This is a genomic window from uncultured Bacteroides sp. (assembly GCF_910586915.1).
GTDB lineage: Bacteria > Bacteroidota > Bacteroidia > Bacteroidales > Bacteroidaceae > Bacteroides.
The window spans coordinates 1-16,093 of sequence record NZ_CAJULN010000023.1 but is presented as its reverse complement, the minus strand read 5'-3'; the positions used below and the strand labels follow the sequence as shown (position 1 = coordinate 16,093).

14 protein-coding genes are annotated in these 16,093 nt (G+C 49.0%); 11 read left to right on the top strand and 3 right to left on the bottom strand.

The window, feature by feature from the left end; translation table 11 throughout:
- The first annotated feature begins 21 nt into the window (after window positions 1-21).
- The 3 genes from QZ331_RS09400 (at window position 22) to QZ331_RS09390 (ending at window position 5,559) form a co-directional block, all read left to right on the top strand.
- On the top strand, window positions 22-798 hold the full coding sequence (locus QZ331_RS09400) for a glycoside hydrolase family 16 protein (RefSeq protein WP_294629651.1): 777 nt from the start codon (window positions 22-24) through the stop codon (window positions 796-798).
- Window positions 799-876: 78 nt separating this feature from the next.
- Window positions 877-3,921 carry a TonB-dependent receptor gene (locus QZ331_RS09395; RefSeq protein WP_365976142.1) on the top strand — a complete coding sequence of 1,015 codons (3,045 nt, stop codon included), beginning with the start codon at window positions 877-879 and terminating at the stop codon, window positions 3,919-3,921.
- A gap of 21 nt (window positions 3,922-3,942) precedes the next feature.
- On the top strand, window positions 3,943-5,559 hold the full coding sequence (locus tag QZ331_RS09390; RefSeq protein ID WP_294629649.1) for a RagB/SusD family nutrient uptake outer membrane protein: 1,617 nt from the start codon (window positions 3,943-3,945) through the stop codon (window positions 5,557-5,559).
- 142 nt (window positions 5,560-5,701) lie between these two features.
- Here QZ331_RS09390 and QZ331_RS09385 read toward each other — a convergent pair whose 3' ends face one another.
- The gene (locus QZ331_RS09385) at window positions 5,702-6,742 is read right to left on the bottom strand and encodes an N-acetylmuramoyl-L-alanine amidase (protein ID WP_294629648.1); all 1,041 of its coding nucleotides are present in this window, start codon (window positions 6,740-6,742) and stop codon (window positions 5,702-5,704) included.
- Between the two features lie 131 nt (window positions 6,743-6,873).
- Between QZ331_RS09385 and QZ331_RS09380 the strand changes: the two genes are divergently transcribed.
- The 3 genes from QZ331_RS09380 (at window position 6,874) to QZ331_RS09370 (ending at window position 11,041) form a co-directional block, all read left to right on the top strand.
- Window positions 6,874-8,154 (top strand): O-acetylhomoserine aminocarboxypropyltransferase/cysteine synthase, encoded by a 1,281-nt coding sequence (locus QZ331_RS09380; RefSeq protein ID WP_294629647.1) that lies wholly within the window; start codon window positions 6,874-6,876, stop codon window positions 8,152-8,154.
- A gap of 422 nt (window positions 8,155-8,576) precedes the next feature.
- On the top strand, window positions 8,577-10,868 hold the full coding sequence (locus QZ331_RS09375) for an NADP-dependent malic enzyme (RefSeq protein ID WP_294629646.1): 2,292 nt from the start codon (window positions 8,577-8,579) through the stop codon (window positions 10,866-10,868).
- Window positions 10,865-11,041: a hypothetical protein gene (locus QZ331_RS09370; RefSeq protein ID WP_294629645.1), complete on the top strand. Its 177-nt coding sequence runs from the start codon at window positions 10,865-10,867 to the stop codon at window positions 11,039-11,041. The genes QZ331_RS09375 and QZ331_RS09370 overlap by 4 nt, the downstream gene beginning before the upstream one ends.
- Window positions 11,042-11,051: 10 nt before the next feature.
- Here the strand turns inward: QZ331_RS09370 and QZ331_RS09365 are convergent, their stop codons facing one another.
- Together QZ331_RS09365 and QZ331_RS09360 are read right to left on the bottom strand one after the other, a co-directional pair.
- Complete coding sequence (locus tag QZ331_RS09365; protein WP_294629644.1) at window positions 11,052-11,477, bottom strand: hypothetical protein; 426 nt, start codon at window positions 11,475-11,477, stop codon at window positions 11,052-11,054.
- A gap of 24 nt (window positions 11,478-11,501) precedes the next feature.
- A complete protein-coding gene (locus tag QZ331_RS09360; protein WP_294629643.1) occupies window positions 11,502-12,635 on the bottom strand; it encodes an O-antigen ligase family protein in 1,134 nt (377 codons plus the stop codon).
- A 394-nt stretch (window positions 12,636-13,029) separates the two neighbouring features.
- Between QZ331_RS09360 and QZ331_RS09355 the strand changes: the two genes are divergently transcribed.
- From QZ331_RS09355 to QZ331_RS09335, 5 genes are all read left to right on the top strand, one after another.
- Window positions 13,030-13,512 carry a hypothetical protein gene (locus QZ331_RS09355; RefSeq protein WP_294629642.1) on the top strand — a complete coding sequence of 161 codons (483 nt, stop codon included), beginning with the start codon at window positions 13,030-13,032 and terminating at the stop codon, window positions 13,510-13,512.
- Between the two features lie 352 nt (window positions 13,513-13,864).
- Window positions 13,865-14,449 (top strand): hypothetical protein, encoded by a 585-nt coding sequence (locus QZ331_RS09350; protein ID WP_294629641.1) that lies wholly within the window; start codon window positions 13,865-13,867, stop codon window positions 14,447-14,449.
- A 2-nt stretch (window positions 14,450-14,451) separates the two neighbouring features.
- Window positions 14,452-14,721, top strand: a complete 270-nt coding sequence (locus QZ331_RS09345; RefSeq protein ID WP_294629640.1) for a DUF5043 domain-containing protein — start codon at window positions 14,452-14,454, stop codon at window positions 14,719-14,721.
- Between the two features lie 275 nt (window positions 14,722-14,996).
- On the top strand, window positions 14,997-15,284 hold the full coding sequence (locus QZ331_RS09340; RefSeq protein WP_294629639.1) for a hypothetical protein: 288 nt from the start codon (window positions 14,997-14,999) through the stop codon (window positions 15,282-15,284).
- Window positions 15,285-16,064: a hypothetical protein gene (locus QZ331_RS09335; RefSeq protein ID WP_294629638.1), complete on the top strand. Its 780-nt coding sequence runs from the start codon at window positions 15,285-15,287 to the stop codon at window positions 16,062-16,064.
- Window positions 16,065-16,093: the final 29 nt, after the last annotated feature.

The following is a 16,093-nucleotide window of genomic DNA, read 5'->3' as shown; positions in this document are numbered from 1 at the left end:
TGTAAATCAACATTAAAGCGTATGAAGAAGGTTATACTTTTATTTTTCTCGGTATGCAGTATACTGGCTTGTACTCATACTCCCAAGTGGGAATTAGTGTGGGAAGACGACTTCGACGGCAAGGAACCTGACACCACCATTTGGAGCCGCATCCCCCGCGGCAAACCGGACTGGCAAAACACTCAATCGTCCGATGACCGTTGCTATGAAATGCGTGACGGGCTTCTTATCTTAAAAGGCATAGTCAATGACGACACAAAGGCGGATACCGCCAGATTCCTAACCGGAGGATTGTGGACAAAAGGCAAACACGCTTTCCACGGAGGACGCATTGAAGTACGTGCCCGCCTGCACGGGGCAAAAGGAGCTTGGCCCGCCATATGGACATTGCCTTACGAAACCGACAAGTATTCTTGGCCTATGGGCGGCGAGGTAGACATCATGGAGCGCCTCAACCACGATAGCATCGCCTATCAAACTGTCCACTCCCACTATACCTATACATTGGGAATAGAAAACAACCCCAAGCACGGAAGTACCATATCCATCAATCCCGAAGACTTCAACGTTTATGGAGTGGACTTCTGGCCGGACAGCCTAGTATTCCACGTCAACGGGAAACGCAATTTCGTCTATCCCCGCATCGAAACCGAACAAGAGGGACAATTTCCCTTCAACATCCCCCAATACCTGCTCATTGATATGCAATTGGGAGGAGCGTGGGTAGGCGAGGTAGATGCAACCGAATTGCCCGTAGAGATGGAAGTGGACTGGGTACGCCACTATCAATGGAAATAACCGCACTAATATTTTTTAGTTATGGGAACATCAACAGTAAGTAATAAAGAACCTATTAACTCAGTTAAATTTAAAATTATGAATGGACAAAAACAAAATTTATTCCGCACATTTTTAGCGGGCGTCCTCATGCTGTTATCTTTTACGGCATATGCACAAGAACGCACAGTGACAGGTAAAGTGTACGACGCAGCAGGCGAACCTATCATAGGTGCCAGTGTAGTGATTCAAGGTACAACGCAAGGAACCATCACCGATATGGACGGTGCTTTTCAGTTGAGGGCAACGTCCTCACAATCGTTAGTGGTCAGTTTTTTAGGATATAAGGATGTAGTTCTCCCCATAGGAAACAAAAACGATTTTAAGGTCACCCTTGAGGAAGACTCCAAGAAACTCGATGAAGTGGTTGTAGTAGGCTATGCCACTCAGAAAAAAGTGAACCTGACGGGGTCTGTAGCTTCCATATCCGCCAAAGATATTCAGGACGTTCCGGTTGCCAACACAGCTACTTTACTGCAAGGCCGCCTGCCGGGATTGGTGCTGACTCAAAACGGTGCACAGGCCGGCAATGACAATCCGGAAATAAGAATCCGTGGTATCGGTACTTTCGGCAACAACAATCCAATGGTACTGATTGACGGCGTGGAGGGTAGCCTTTCACAGATATCCGAAATTCCTTCGGCCGATATTGACAATATCTCCGTACTGAAAGACGCAGCCTCTGCGGCTATCTACGGTGTACGTGCCGCCAACGGTGTTATCCTAATTACCACCAAACGCGGACAGTCTTCCAGCAAAGTGAAGGTCTCCTACTCAGGCAGCTACACTTTGCAGACTCCGGGCATCGTCCCCGACTATGTAGACGGTTACAACTGGGCTTTGATGAAAAACGAAGTAACTCCCGGCACTTTCTCGCCGGAGGCTTTGCAAAAACTGCAAGACGGTTCCGACCCCGACCACTATGCAAACACCAACTGGCTGGACGCCGTATTGCGCAACGCCAATATGCACCAGCATCACTTGTCGGTATCGGGAGGTAGCGAAAACACACATTTCATGACCTCGGTGGCTTACTCCAACCAAGACGGTATCATGGTAAAAACAGGCGTAGAGCGTTTCTCGTTCCGTTCAAACCTAGACACCCGTTACAAACGCTTCACATTCGGGTTGAACCTGTCCGGAAATAAAAACAACATAACGGCTCCTGCCGTCGCACCCTCCGGCGAAGGCGGTATCATGCGTTTCGTATCCTGGTTTACCCGACCTACCGTACCGATGATGTATTCCAATGGACATTACGGCTATGTAGACGGTTCGTCAATGAGTGCTGAAATGGTAAAGAACCCCGTAGAACTGATGTCTTTGGGACACCGCAGCAACGAATATTGGCGATTTAACGGAAAGGCCTTCGCCGGCATCGACATATGGGACGGACTGAAGTTCCAGACCAGCCTGGCTTACGTATTCGACCTGAATGCGACCAAAAATTACAGCCCCAAATCCCCGGCGCGCTACGATGCGGAAGGAAACATTGTCAAGGCGGCAGGCGAAATCAATCAGGAAAAAGACGAATGGTATCGCAACGCAACCTGGACAAACGAAAATTTGCTGACCTACAACAAACAGTTCGACAAACATACTATCGGCGTATTGTTAGGACACTCGGTTATCGGCTCACGCTTCTACAAGACAACAGCTTCCAAGCAGGGCTTCCCCACCGAAAACATTTACGAGCTTGATGGAGGTACCATCAATCCGGGTGCCGGAGGAAATTCAGAAGAGTATAAGCTCCAGTCTTTCTTCGGCCGTGTCAACTATAGTTATGACGACCGCTATCTATTTGAATTCAACATCCGTCACGACGGTTCTTCGCGTATGCCCAAAGCCAACCGTTACGCCACTTTCCCTTCGGTATCCGGAGGATGGGTATTCTCGAACGAAGGTTTTATGAGCGACTTCAGAAACTTCTCGCTCGGAAAGGTACGCTTGTCGTGGGGTAAACTGGGTAACCAGGAAATCGGTAACTACGCCTACGCTGCTACATTGGGAGCAAGCGGCAATTACTTCTTCGACCAAACGGCAGACAAACAGGCGGGTATGGTGCAGACCTCCGTCCCGAATGAAAACATCAAATGGGAAACGACCCGTTCGGTCAACGTCGCCATTGACCTCGGATTCTTCAACAACAGGATACAGACCACTTTTGAATGGTTCGACAAAAAGACTTCCGACATTCTGATGAAACTCTCCATGCCGGGTATCTTCTTAGGTTCGCTCTTGGCTCCTTACCAGAATGTGGGTGCAGTACGCAACCGTGGTTGGGAATGGACCGTGAACTACTCGGACAGCAAAGGCGACTGGGCCTGGAACGCCGGCTTCAATCTGTCGCACGTAAAAAACACAATTCTTGAAATGGGCGGCTTGGAAGAGACCATCAACAACAATAATACCATCAACCGCTTAGACAATCCCATCAATGCTTATTTCGGATACAAGGCAATAGGTATCTACCGCACCGAAGCCGACCTGCAACGCACCAACTCGAAGGGTGAAGTCATCAAGCAGAACGGCGTGGTTCCCAAATTAGGCGACATCATGTATGCCGACCTCAACGACGACGGCAACATCACTCCCGAAGACCGCGACATCATAGGTAACCCGTTCCCGAAATATTCTTATAGCTTCAACTTAGGCGCATCGTGGAAAAACTTCGACCTGTCCACTTTCTGGCAAGGAATAGGAGGTATCTACCGTTACAATTGGGAAACTTCTACCGATATTCGCGGTAACCTTACCGACCGTTGGGTGAACCGTTATTCCGCCGACAACATCAACGCTCCGATGCCTGCATTGGGCAGTGCGATGAACGATTCTTATTCTTCCTTCTGGCTCGAAAAATCGGATTACCTGCGCTTGAAGAACCTCGAATTCGGTTATACCTTCCGCCAGCCTGGACTTGCCAAAGCCGGCCTCAGCAGCATCCGCGTTTACTTTGCCGGAAGCAACCTCTTGACGTTTACACCGTTGAAAAACTGGGATCCGGAAAAGTCATCGGGCGATACAAGAAACGACGTACATCCCAATATGCGCACTTATTCATTCGGATTAAACATTCAATTCTAACTTACAAGGAGGACACATATTATGATTAAGAATACAAAAAACATATGCAGAATTTTATTATTATCCGGACTGCTTCTCTCTACCGGTGCCTGTTCGGATAGTTTCCTACAGACAGATTCCCCGAACCAGCCGTCGTCAACCACCTATTGGCAGACCGAAGCGGACGCATTGATGGCACTCACCGCCTGCTACGACGCTATGCAAAGCCGGAACTTATATGACGACCACCTTGATGCCTGGAACTTCGGGTTCCTAAGCCGTGAAACCTGTACCGACAACGGCGACCACTCCTGGGGCAACTGGATGCTGGGAAGCAGTATCTCGGAATGTACTTCGGCTACCACCGACGAATGCTTCTCCATGTACTGGAAAGCCAACTACGAGGTTATCAAGCGATGCAATATGCTCATCGAAAACGTAGACCGCATCCCGATGGAACAGGAAAAGACAGAAGTATACAAAGCAGAAGCCATCGCCCTGCGTGCGCTGATGTATTGTAACCTGACTTCCGTATTCCGTGACGTACCTTACCTCACCAAGCCGCTTACTTTAGCAGAAGCCGAAGCGCCCAAGACGGAACGTAGCCAAATTATCTCTTCCCTGTTGGAAGATTTGAAGACATGGGTTCCGAAGATTCCGGCCATAGGAAAGGCACAGACAGGACGTCTCACACAAGAAGCGGCTTATGCCATCATGGGACGAATAGCCCTGTTCAACCAACAATGGGATGAGGCGATAACCGCCTACCAGAATGTAATCGGCAAAGTGCAACTTTTCAAATCGGGCGACGGAAGTGACCCTGCCGCCAACTTTGCAGACTTGTTCAAAGAAGCCAACGAGACAGCCGAAGAAGTGTTACTGAGCGTACACTACAAAGGTCCGGGACTGAACGAAGGCAATACCTTCGGAATCTGCTGGTCGGGGCCAATGAATGCCATTGAGGCTTCCATGAACTTGTGCGACGATTTCTATTGCACGGACGGACTGCCCATTGACAAGTCGCCCTTATTTAAAGGCAATCTCGAACAGGGAGCACACACCAAAGATAACCCCGATATGGGACGTTACGAAAACCGCGACCCTCGCATGAAGGGAACATTGATGCTCCCGGGAATGGAATGGAACGGCAAGTTGTACACAAGCCTGCCCGCCAGCTCCACTTGCTGTATTCGCAAATGGTACACACCGGAAAATACGGCAAACGAATATGACGGCAGTCTCGACTTCTACGTCATCCGTTATGCGGAGGTGTTATTGTCGCTTGCGGAAGCCATGATTGAAAAAGGCGGTTACTCACAAACAGAAATAACCCGATACATCAACGAAGTGCGTGCCCGCGTGAGTATGCCTGCCGTGGAAGAAGCGGAAGGAAGCAATCTGAACCAGGAAGAACTGCGTGCCGTCGTACGCCACGAACGCCGGGTGGAACTTGCCTTCGAAGATTTGCGTTTTGCCGACCTTTACCGTTGGAACGATTTTGAAAACGCTCAGAAACGTATGCAGAGAGACAAGTCGTTCTACGGATTCGGTGCTGTCACTCGAGGCAATCTGCGTGGTGCACAAGATTTGGTCTGGCCCATCCCGCAAAGCGAAATAGACACCAACCCGATGTTGGAACAGCACAGCGAATGGAAGTAAGCACCCCCGATTATAACATATAAGCAACGAGCAAGCCCATCGCCGGATAAAGCAAAGGCTTGCTCGTTCTTTATTCTTCTATCCTCCCGTTCCTAACGGAAGCCCTGCGGCGGACAGAGGATGCATACGAAAAAAACTTTCTCTATTTTTTCTCCTTATAATCTTTCAAGAATCCCTCCAACAGCCAATTTGCCAACGCCTGACGATTGGAATTTATCACCAGACGGCGCTGGTCGAAGGTATTTTGTATATTGCCCAGCTCCACAAACACGGAAGTAGGGGTTGTATGCGAAAGCACATACAGGTTGCGTCCGCTCACTGTCCCGTTGAATCCCCGGTTGGGCTGGTGTTTTCCATATTTCGATTCAAAAGTATTCTTCATGTTATTCGCCAAGCGCCTGCTTTCCGCCTTCTTGCCCGAATGATAGAAAAAGACATCCGTCTGCTTGCCCTTCCCACGGCTGTCGATGTGGATAAAGATTGCCCGGCAGTAGGAGTACTGCTTGCGGTCTTTCTGATAAAGGGCGTTTATCTTCGTACACCGTTGATGAAGGCGCTGTATCTGATTCAACGGAATGGGGTTGCCCATACAAGTCTCCCGCTTGCTGTTCGACAGGTAGGAAGCATCGCGAATACCGTCTCTGCCGTCCTGGATAATCATATATACCTTTGCACCCTCCTGCATCAAGTTGCGCGCCAGCCGCAAAGCAATATCATACGCATATTCGTCTTCGTGAAGTTCATGCTTCCCTGCCCGCCCGATAGCGCCGGGGTCAGGACCTCCGTGCCCACTGACCACGTAGAAACAGGCGCCTGCTAGGCGGTTGGAGGTTACTTTGACATCAGCCAGCGCCTTCCCGAACAGAGGTTCTTTAAGTACAGTCCCTACTTTCGGTGCTTTGGCGGGGGGCTTTCCGGAACCTTTCACTGCGGAAGTTCCCGACAGCTTTTTCACCGGCGGAATCACATAAGTCACGCCTACCTTCAGTACGTTGTTCTTTCCTAAATTCTTCTTATTAAGTTCGACAAAATCATCATAGTACTTCTTCGGAGAGCGGTTGTGCCTCAACAGGAAAGAGGATATCCCCTCGCCTGTCTTCGGGGTGGCCTTCTGCTGCGCCCGAAGAGCCGCGCCCGAAAAAAGAAAAACTAAAAACAAAAGAATACAGAGTCTACTTTTCATATCTGCACTAACTATCTCCTTATTCTAAAATCTCATTTCACTCTTTAGCAGTTACAAAAATACAATTATTTTCCTTACTTTTGCTTCGTTAAAACTATTTTTGGCAATAAAACATAAAAACCGATATCATTATGGCAAAACAATTCAAGCCCGAAACCCTGTGCGTGCAAGCAGGCTGGACGCCGAAGAAAGGCGAACCCCGCGTGGTGCCCATCTATCAAAGTACTACCTTCAAATACGAAACCAGCGAACAGATGGCGCGTCTTTTCGATTTGGAAGACAGCGGTTACTTCTATACCCGTCTGCAAAACCCGACGAACGACGCCGTTGCCGCCAAGATAGCTGCCCTCGAAGGCGGTATAGCCGCCATGCTGACATCCAGCGGGCAGGCAGCCAATTTCTATGCTATCTTCAACATCTGCCAGGCAGGCGACCATTTCGTTTGCTCTTCCTCCATCTATGGCGGTACTTTCAACCTGTTTGCCGTGACCATGAAGAAGCTCGGCGTCGACGTTACCTTCGTCAATCCCGACGGCAGCGAAGAGGAAATCTCCGCAGCCTTCCGTCCCAACACGAAAGCCCTGTTCGGTGAAACCATCTCCAACCCTACGCTCGAAGTGTTGGACATCGAAAAGTTTGCCCGCATCGCCCACAGCCACGGCGTTCCCCTGATTGTGGACAACACCTTCCCGACCCCGATAAACTGCCGCCCGTTTGAATGGGGAGCAGACATCATCGTACACTCCACCACCAAATATATGGACGGACACGCCACCAGCGTAGGCGGCTGCATCGTAGACAGTGGCAACTTCGACTGGGAGGCTCACGCCGACAAATTCCCCGGACTCTGCACACCGGACGAGTCGTACCACGGACTCACCTATACGAAAGCATTCGGCAAAGGTGCTTATATCACTAAAGCCACTGCCCAGCTCATGCGCGACCTCGGCAGCACCCAAAGTCCGCAAAACGCCTTCCTGCTGAACTTAGGACTTGAAACGCTTCACCTGCGTATGCCCCAGCACTGCGGCAACGCACAGAAAGTAGCCGAATATCTGTCGAAGAACGAGAAGGTGGCCTGGGTGAACTACTGCGGACTGCCCGACAACAAATACTACGCTTTGGTACAGAAATATATGCCGAACGGCTCCTGCGGGGTTATCTCCTTCGGTCTGAAAGGTGGACGCGACGTATCCATCAAGTTCATGGATTCGCTGGAGTTTGTAGCTATCGTCACCCACGTAGCCGATGCGCGCAGTTGTGTGCTTCATCCGGCAAGCCATACGCACCGCCAGTTGTCGGACGAACAGCTTATGGAAGCCGGCGTACGTCCCGACCTGATCCGTCTATCGGTAGGTATCGAAAATGCAGATGACATTATCGCAGATATCGAACAGGCCTTGAACGCATAAGGACACAATAACCGATTTTCACCACAGATTACCCGGATTTTCACAGATTCTTATTTGAACACTTAATAATCAGCTTAAATAATCCGTGCTAATTCGAGTAATCTGTGGTTTTAGCATCGTACATCATTCACACCAATGTTATACATCTTCCGCAGGTTTCCTGTACATTACTTTCCCAACTCAAGTACTCAATCGAGACAACTCTTACAGATGTTTCTCCTCTTTCTTCTACTTACTCTCCCTGTTCCAACGTATCCGAAATTCTCTTCCGAAGGTTCTATGTTCATTATATCATCCTGCTTCATTTAATCATTTTGCTATAAAATCAACAGAAACACCACACAAATCGCTACACTTTCAAACTTTTATTACTACATTTGCAGTCATTTGACAACTTACTAATAAACAAAACTGAAAATATCATGGCTAAAATAACCAAAGAAGCCGCCTTGCTCTACCACTCGCAGGGCAAACCCGGTAAGATTGAGGTAGTTCCTACCAAACCATACAGTACACAAACAGACCTGGCACTTGCCTACTCTCCTGGTGTGGCAGAGCCTTGTCTCGAAATAGAAAAGAACCCGCAGGATGCATACAAATACACTGCCAAAGGCAACCTCGTTGCCGTTATCTCCAACGGTACTGCCGTGCTCGGATTGGGCGACATAGGCGCATTGAGCGGCAAGCCCGTCATGGAAGGCAAGGGACTGCTCTTCAAAATCTATGCAGGCATCGACGTGTTCGACATCGAAGTGAACGAGAAAGACCCGGAGAAATTCATCGCTGCCGTGAAAGCCATCGCGCCTACCTTCGGCGGTATCAACCTCGAAGACATCAAAGCGCCCGAATGCTTTGAAATCGAACGCCGGCTGAAAGAGGAACTGGACATCCCGGTGATGCACGACGACCAGCACGGAACGGCCATCATCTCCAGCGCCGGACTGGTGAACGCCCTCCAAGTGGCGGGAAAGAAAATCGAAGAAGTGAAAATCGTTGTCAACGGTGCAGGCGCATCCGCCGTATCCTGCACCAAGTTATATGTATCGTTGGGGGCACGCCTCGAAAACATCGTCATGCTGGACAGCAAAGGCGTCATCAGCAAAACACGTACCGACCTGAACGAACAGAAAAGATATTTCGCCACCGACCGTACGGACGTACACACATTGGAGGAAGCCATCAAAGGTGCAGACGTATTCCTCGGACTGTCGAAAGGCAACGTGCTGACTCAAGACATGGTGCGCAACATGGCTCCGATGCCTATCGTATTCGCACTGGCAAACCCGACACCGGAAATCTCCTACGAGAATGCTATGGCAGCACGTCCCGACGTGCTGATGGCAACCGGACGCTCGGACTACCCGAACCAGATTAACAACGTCATCGGCTTCCCCTACATCTTCCGCGGTGCACTGGACACTCACGCCAAAGCCATCAACGAAGAAATGAAAATCGCCGCCGTACACGCCATCGCCAACTTGGCAAAACAGCCTGTGCCCGATGTTGTGAACGCCGCCTATCATGTGAACAACCTGTCGTTCGGCCCGGAATACTTCATCCCGAAACCGGTAGACCCGCGCCTTATCACCGAAGTTTCGTGTGCCGTGGCAAAAGCCGCTATCGAAAGCGGAGTGGCCCGCACGGTAATCACCGACTGGGACGCTTACTGTGTGCACCTGCGCGAACTCATGGGATATGAATCCAAGCTGACGCGCCAGCTCTACGACACCGCACGCCGCAACCCGCAACGCGTCGTATTTGCCGAAGGCATCCACCCCAATATGCTGAAAGCCGCCGTTGAGGCTAAAGCCGAAGGTATCTGCCACCCCATCCTGTTAGGAAACGACGAAGCCATCGGCAAACTGGCAGAAGAGCTCGATCTCAGCCTCGAAGGCATTGAAATCGTCAACCTCCGCCACCCCGACGAATCGGAACGCCGCGAACGCTACGCCCGCATCCTTGCCGAAAAACGTGCACGCGAAGGCTTCACTTACGAAGAGGCCAACGACAAGATGTTCGAACGCAACTACTTCGGCATGATGATGGTGGAGACGGGAGACGCCGACGCCTTTATCACCGGACTTTATACAAGATACAGCAACACCATCAAAGTGGCCAAAGAGGTAATCGGCATCCAACCGGGATACAAGCACTTCGGAACCATGCACATTCTGAACTCCAAGAAAGGTACTTACTTCTTGGCAGACACGCTGATTAACCGTCATCCGGACACCGAAACACTGATTGACATCGCCAAACTGTCTGACAAGACTGTGCGTTTCTTCAACCACACTCCGGCAATGGCCATGTTGTCTTACTCGAACTTCGGCGCCGACACCACGGGAAGCCCCGTCAAAGTGCACGAAGCAGTGGCCCATATGCAGGAGGAGTATCCCGAACTGGCCATTGACGGCGAAATGCAAGTGAACTTCGCCATGAACCGCGAGCTGCGCGACGCCAAGTATCCGTTCACCCGTCTGAAAGGAAAAGATGTGAATACACTGATTTTCCCGAACCTGAGCTCTGCCAACGCAGGATACAAACTGTTGCAGGCAATGGACCCCGACACGGAATTTATCGGCCCCATCCAGATGGGACTGAACAAGCCGATTCATTTCACCGACTTTGAAAGTTCTGTACGCGACATCGTGAACATCACCGCCGTAGCCGTGATTGACGCCATCGTAGACAAGAAGAAAAAAGAGAGCAAATGAAAAGACCGTTATCCCCATCGCAAATAGTCTGCGTCAGCCTGCTTTGGCTGGCGCTTTGCTATTTGGTGCTTACAACAGCCGAACGGATAGACGGAATGACAATCGTAATGCTTATCCTTTCGGCAGCATTAGTGTTTATTCCAGTCTACAAGTCGCTCAGGAAGAACAGATAACCATCTCCCCCTACGGACGAGCTTCCCGCCTTTCTTTCAGAAACATGGAAGCCGCCGTTCGGGCTTCCAGATAGACAGTGCCTTTCCGTTTCACATTCAAGGAGAGAATCTCTTCGGCCATTCTTTCGGCCTCAGCGTCGCGCCCCCATCCGCGATAAAGCCTGAACAGGCAGAAACGGGGCAATATCTTCGGCGGAACCATCCTGTAGGCACGCAGCAGAACCTCTTCCGCCTTTCGCTTATCGCCGCAACCTTGATAGGCCATCCCCAAGTCGCAATACACAACGGAAGTGACAAACGGAAAACTGCCGGAACCTACTATCCGGCAAAACTTCTCTTCCTCGCCCCGTTCGAGCAGGTACTTCGCATAACGCGACATATACCTCTGATGATAGGGAAGCGGGCACCCCTCTCCCACCTCCACACCCTCCGTCAAGTGCCGGAAAGCAGTCTGATAGCGTTACACAACCGCCCTGCCCGCCCCTCCGGAACATAGCAGAAGCAAACAACAAACGACTGCCGACAACCTCCTGTCCGGCGTAAAAGTGAAAAGTACACGCCGGCAAGAGAGCGTGCCTATCAGCATCGGGAAAAGCATTTTCAATGCAAACACATCGGTAGGATAGGAGAAACAGGAAAAGATGCCGAGAGCAAGCAATACCGGAGAGTAATGTCTGAAACGAGTACCTGACAAAGCCATCGTCACAAGTACTGCCGCAAGTACCCCTCCCACAACGCCCTGCTCGCACAGCAGAGACAAAGGTTCACAGAATGCCTGCATATTGTTGTCGGCCAATGCGTGAAAACGCGAACCGGGATGCTGCGCCAGCCACTCTCCCTGGTAATCCATATACTGCATCGGAAAGCTGCCCACTCCATGTCCGCACCACGGTGCATCGGCTACCATCTCCACGCCTGCCATCCATACCAGCAAACGTACATCGGCCGACGTCTTTTTATAATGATAGCACCCGAAAAGTATTCCGGCAACGACTGCCGAAACAGCAAACCACACATACCATTTCCGACAACGCAACGCATCCGGCAGCACACTCCATGCCGCAAAGACGGCAGCCGCCAACGCCGACAGCCACGCCGCCCTCGAATCTGTAACCACAAGCGCCGCGCTTATCGGCAAAAGCACCGTAAGCAGCCATGCTTTGCTTGCCCGGTTGTTTACCTCGCGCAGACAGCCCAAAGCGGCAGCAAAAGCCACTGCCAAGTATCCGCCCAACGGTCCGGGATTGCCAAAACTTCCCGTAACCACAAACTCTGCGGCAACATCCGTATAGAAACCATTCTTTTGAAGCAACGCCCACACTGCCTGCACCGTTCCGGAGAGCACCAAAGCCATATACAGCCCCAAAATTCCCGCACGGTTCATCCTGCTACAGACTCCATACAGCAACAACATGGCTACCCAGCCATACGGATAAAGCGCATCCACCTTGCCATGCCGCAGAAAAACAACCGAAGCACACGCCCAAAGGAGTGCCAGAAGAACGAAAAGGTCTGTAACCGTGACCGCACCGACCTTCCACCCCACCCCGACAAGAACGCGCACAGGCTTCCCACCAACAGAAAGACCGACCACGCTATCACCTCGTAATCAGGAAGAAGCATCGCCAGCAAAGGAAGAAACAGAAGATACAAAGCAAGTATCACATTCGCCGCTATTCTCATTTTGAACGTTCTTTTTTGCATTACTATTCACAAATGTAAGAAAATCCGACCATTTTTAAAAGAAAAATTAAAATCTGAAGTCAAATCGCCGTTTTTCCTGAAAAATATTTGTTTTTTCATAGTTTTTTCTTTTATTTGGGAAATAACCCTTCAATATAATACCTATGAGAAATATCCGTTGGTACATTTGCTGCATTTTGACAGTTGCAGTCACCTTATTATATATAAGGTGTATAGACGAACCGCTACTCAATGCGGACTATTCGCCCGTTTCGGCAAAGCTCGAAAACAAAACAGTGAAAGCAATGAAACAATGCTTTGAGGAGAATGCCACCACTCTCAAGCAAGTACACTCTAATTTAGCGTACCACCCTCATACGCGGGTTGGTAACGAAGCGTCTCAAAGCTGCTGTTGCGCAGCAAGCACAAATGCTGCCAAAGGAGCTATCGACATCGTACCCCGATGGGACGCGGCAAGACTATGGGAAGGACAGAAAAAAATATATGCCGAAGTGCCCCTGCAAGGAAAAGGGATGCACTTTGCAGCCTACGTACAGTCGGGAAACAAAAAGCAAGTGTTTTTAGCAAACAACCTGCTGATGTTCACGCAGGACAAAGAAAACGGTGAAATACATTATTATGTAATCACGACACTTGCCGACCTCTCTAAATACGGAACCCGTCAGAAGCAGGAGAAAATGTATCGATTCGTAGGAAATAAAGAATTCGAAGGGTTTCGACTGTCCGGGCAACAAAGCATATTGTTTACTATGCGGAGAATATTATGATGTGAAGTTGGGAAGATGTCCCAATAACTGCGACTTTACGGTAACACCGGGCGACGGAGGAGGCGGAAGCACCGGTGGAGGTGGTATAGGATGGATTCCCGTTTACACTACCTGCCCGTATTGTTACAAGCAATACGACACTTCGTTTCCCAATTGCCCATACTGCGACGGACGTCGGTGCAGCAGTTGTGGTCAATACCCATGCGTATGTGTAGAAGATAATCATAGATGCGACCTATGTGTAAGCCAACACTGTCCAGGACCGTGGGTTTGCGGTGGAGGAGGAAATCAAGGAGGCGAGCTTCCTCAACCGATAGCACCTAAGGCAAAAGCTATATTTCGCAATTCTAATATGACAGACAAAAACTGGGGAGTTATTGAAAGAATGCTGGATAAAATTACAGCAGACTGCATGGAAAAAGCTCTTTATAATGGATTAAAAAATGCGCTTAAAGGAAAAACTATTATTATACAATTTACGAATAAAAATTATGCTTCATTTACATTTAACGGAACTTCTGCCGTTGAATTAAGATTAACAGCAGAAAGCAATGAACTTTTTCATGAAATGTGGCATACTTATCAAGCCTATCAAGAAAATAAATCGACATTTTTAAATTCGTTAATAAATCAAGAAATTGAAGCTCATTATGCGCAATATTTGTATTTACAAAAACTTCCAGAATATAAAAATAACAAATGGGAAAAATATTATTCAAACGACCAACGAATGGCAACTATAAAAAATTTAAAACAATACATTAATGAAAAAGGTCACCTACATTCTAATGCAGACATAAATGCATTTAATTCTCACTTTCTAATTACTGTTTCAATTTTTGAAATAACCCCTGGTTATCATAATTATAAATATGATGAGACCAGAACTGGTTTAATCAATTTTTCAAATTTAAGAATACTAACAAAAGACTGTTGAATATGAAAACAATTATGACTCTTTTTAACATTTTATTTTGTGCATCATATCTTTCTGCGCAAACCTATTATTATGATACCACCAAAGTATTCCAGGAAAACGGATATGCTTATCAGTGCGATGTACCTCCTTCCAAATTAGTTCTACTATACAATAAAGAAAATAAACTGACTCATACCAAATGGGTATTTAAAGACACAGGAGAAGAACCGCCATTCAAAATGAATTTTCTGATACGGATGTGGAACCATTGCCTGTCGAGAGATAATTAATCAGGGATGCTGATTGCGTTCCACTACAGTTTCCCTTGCGGAACACTATAGTGGAACGCAAGGATAACTACAGTGTTCCGTTCGTTCCACTATAGTGGAACGAAAAAACAGCAGAAAGAAAAGAGAATCCGATTAGGCTACGGACAACAAACATTCAGCAACGCAACAGAGTCCCGATATAAGCAAGCGCAACACCCGTTTTTTTCCCGATAAACATTTGGAATTATCACGATTTTTTCTTTTATTTGGGAAATAACCGTTCAATATAATACCGTATGAGAAACATCCGCCCCACCCTACCGGTGTTAAGCATCCTTGTCGGCTTTTCATTTCTCCACTCCTGCCGCCCCTCACCATTGGAAACCTCACTGGAGCAAGCCGGCAAGAACCACACCGAACTGGAAGAAGTGCTAACCCACTTCAGCCGTTTGCCCGAAGACTCGCTCAAATACAAAGCGGCCCGATTTCTGATAGAAAATATGCCCGGACACACCGCCTTAGCCAACCCAAAAGTAGCCGCGCACTTCGACTCACTGCAACAAAATTCCACTCGAGCCGATTGAATGGAATGGAAAATAGCCGAACAGATACATTTGCAGCACGTCGACCTCTTCAGCGAAAACACCCCGTTGACGGAGGACATAGAAACATTGACCGCCAAGCAACTGATTGCCTATATCGAATCCGTCTTCCGGCAAAGCGACACCTGCCCCTGGCTGAAAGATATCGCATTCGACACTTTCTGCGAATACCTGCTCCTCTATCGGATGGCAGGCATTCCCGCCGCCCTCGATATGCTGCCGGCCTGGGGAAACTGCGACGGCAACCACGCCTGGGCACAACCCATCGACGCCCGTTTCCACAGCAGGGAAGCCATCGAAGAGTTCAAAAGAGAAATCCCCAAAGTGTATCGGCAAACTTATTCCCGACAAAAAGACATCACCCCCAAACAAGGAGAATTCATCCCTCCGTTTTTCCGCGACGCTTTCCTGAAAGACGTCACCGACGAATACGTCAACACCGCCACCGTCACGGAGAAGGATTTTCCCGGCAACGTCCGCTACGGCTACTTATGTGTATTCAACGAACAGCAATGGAAACCCGTGGCACAAGCCGACATCCACAAAGGTACGTGCACCTTCGCCCGACTGGGAACCAACTGCTTATATCTCCCCGTCTACTACGAAAACGGACTGCCCGTGCCCGTCGCCGCCCCGTTTGTCCTCAAAAGCAACGGCGACAAACAAAGAATCGACAAAGGAAGTCAGACTACCGAACTTACCTTATACCGCAAATACCCGCTGGAACATAGAAAAGAAAACCTGTTGGTTGAATTAAATTAGTGAATATTTTATCTGTCCAATCGGACGGT

Coding starts and splice junctions, on each gene's coding strand:
- QZ331_RS09400 (WP_294629651.1), top strand. CDS start 22: ATGAAGAAGGTTATACTTTTATTTTTCTCGGTATGCAGTATACTGGCT.
- QZ331_RS09395 (WP_365976142.1), top strand. CDS start 877: ATGAATGGACAAAAACAAAATTTATTCCGCACATTTTTAGCGGGCGTC.
- QZ331_RS09390 (WP_294629649.1), top strand. CDS start 3,943: ATGATTAAGAATACAAAAAACATATGCAGAATTTTATTATTATCCGGA.
- QZ331_RS09385 (WP_294629648.1), bottom strand. CDS start 6,742: ATGAAAAGTAGACTCTGTATTCTTTTGTTTTTAGTTTTTCTTTTTTCG.
- QZ331_RS09380 (WP_294629647.1), top strand. CDS start 6,874: ATGGCAAAACAATTCAAGCCCGAAACCCTGTGCGTGCAAGCAGGCTGG.
- QZ331_RS09375 (WP_294629646.1), top strand. CDS start 8,577: ATGGCTAAAATAACCAAAGAAGCCGCCTTGCTCTACCACTCGCAGGGC.
- QZ331_RS09370 (WP_294629645.1), top strand. CDS start 10,865: ATGAAAAGACCGTTATCCCCATCGCAAATAGTCTGCGTCAGCCTGCTT.
- QZ331_RS09355 (WP_294629642.1), top strand. CDS start 13,030: ATGAAACAATGCTTTGAGGAGAATGCCACCACTCTCAAGCAAGTACAC.
- QZ331_RS09350 (WP_294629641.1), top strand. CDS start 13,865: ATGACAGACAAAAACTGGGGAGTTATTGAAAGAATGCTGGATAAAATT.
- QZ331_RS09345 (WP_294629640.1), top strand. CDS start 14,452: ATGAAAACAATTATGACTCTTTTTAACATTTTATTTTGTGCATCATAT.
- QZ331_RS09340 (WP_294629639.1), top strand. CDS start 14,997: ATGAGAAACATCCGCCCCACCCTACCGGTGTTAAGCATCCTTGTCGGC.
- QZ331_RS09335 (WP_294629638.1), top strand. CDS start 15,285: ATGGAATGGAAAATAGCCGAACAGATACATTTGCAGCACGTCGACCTC.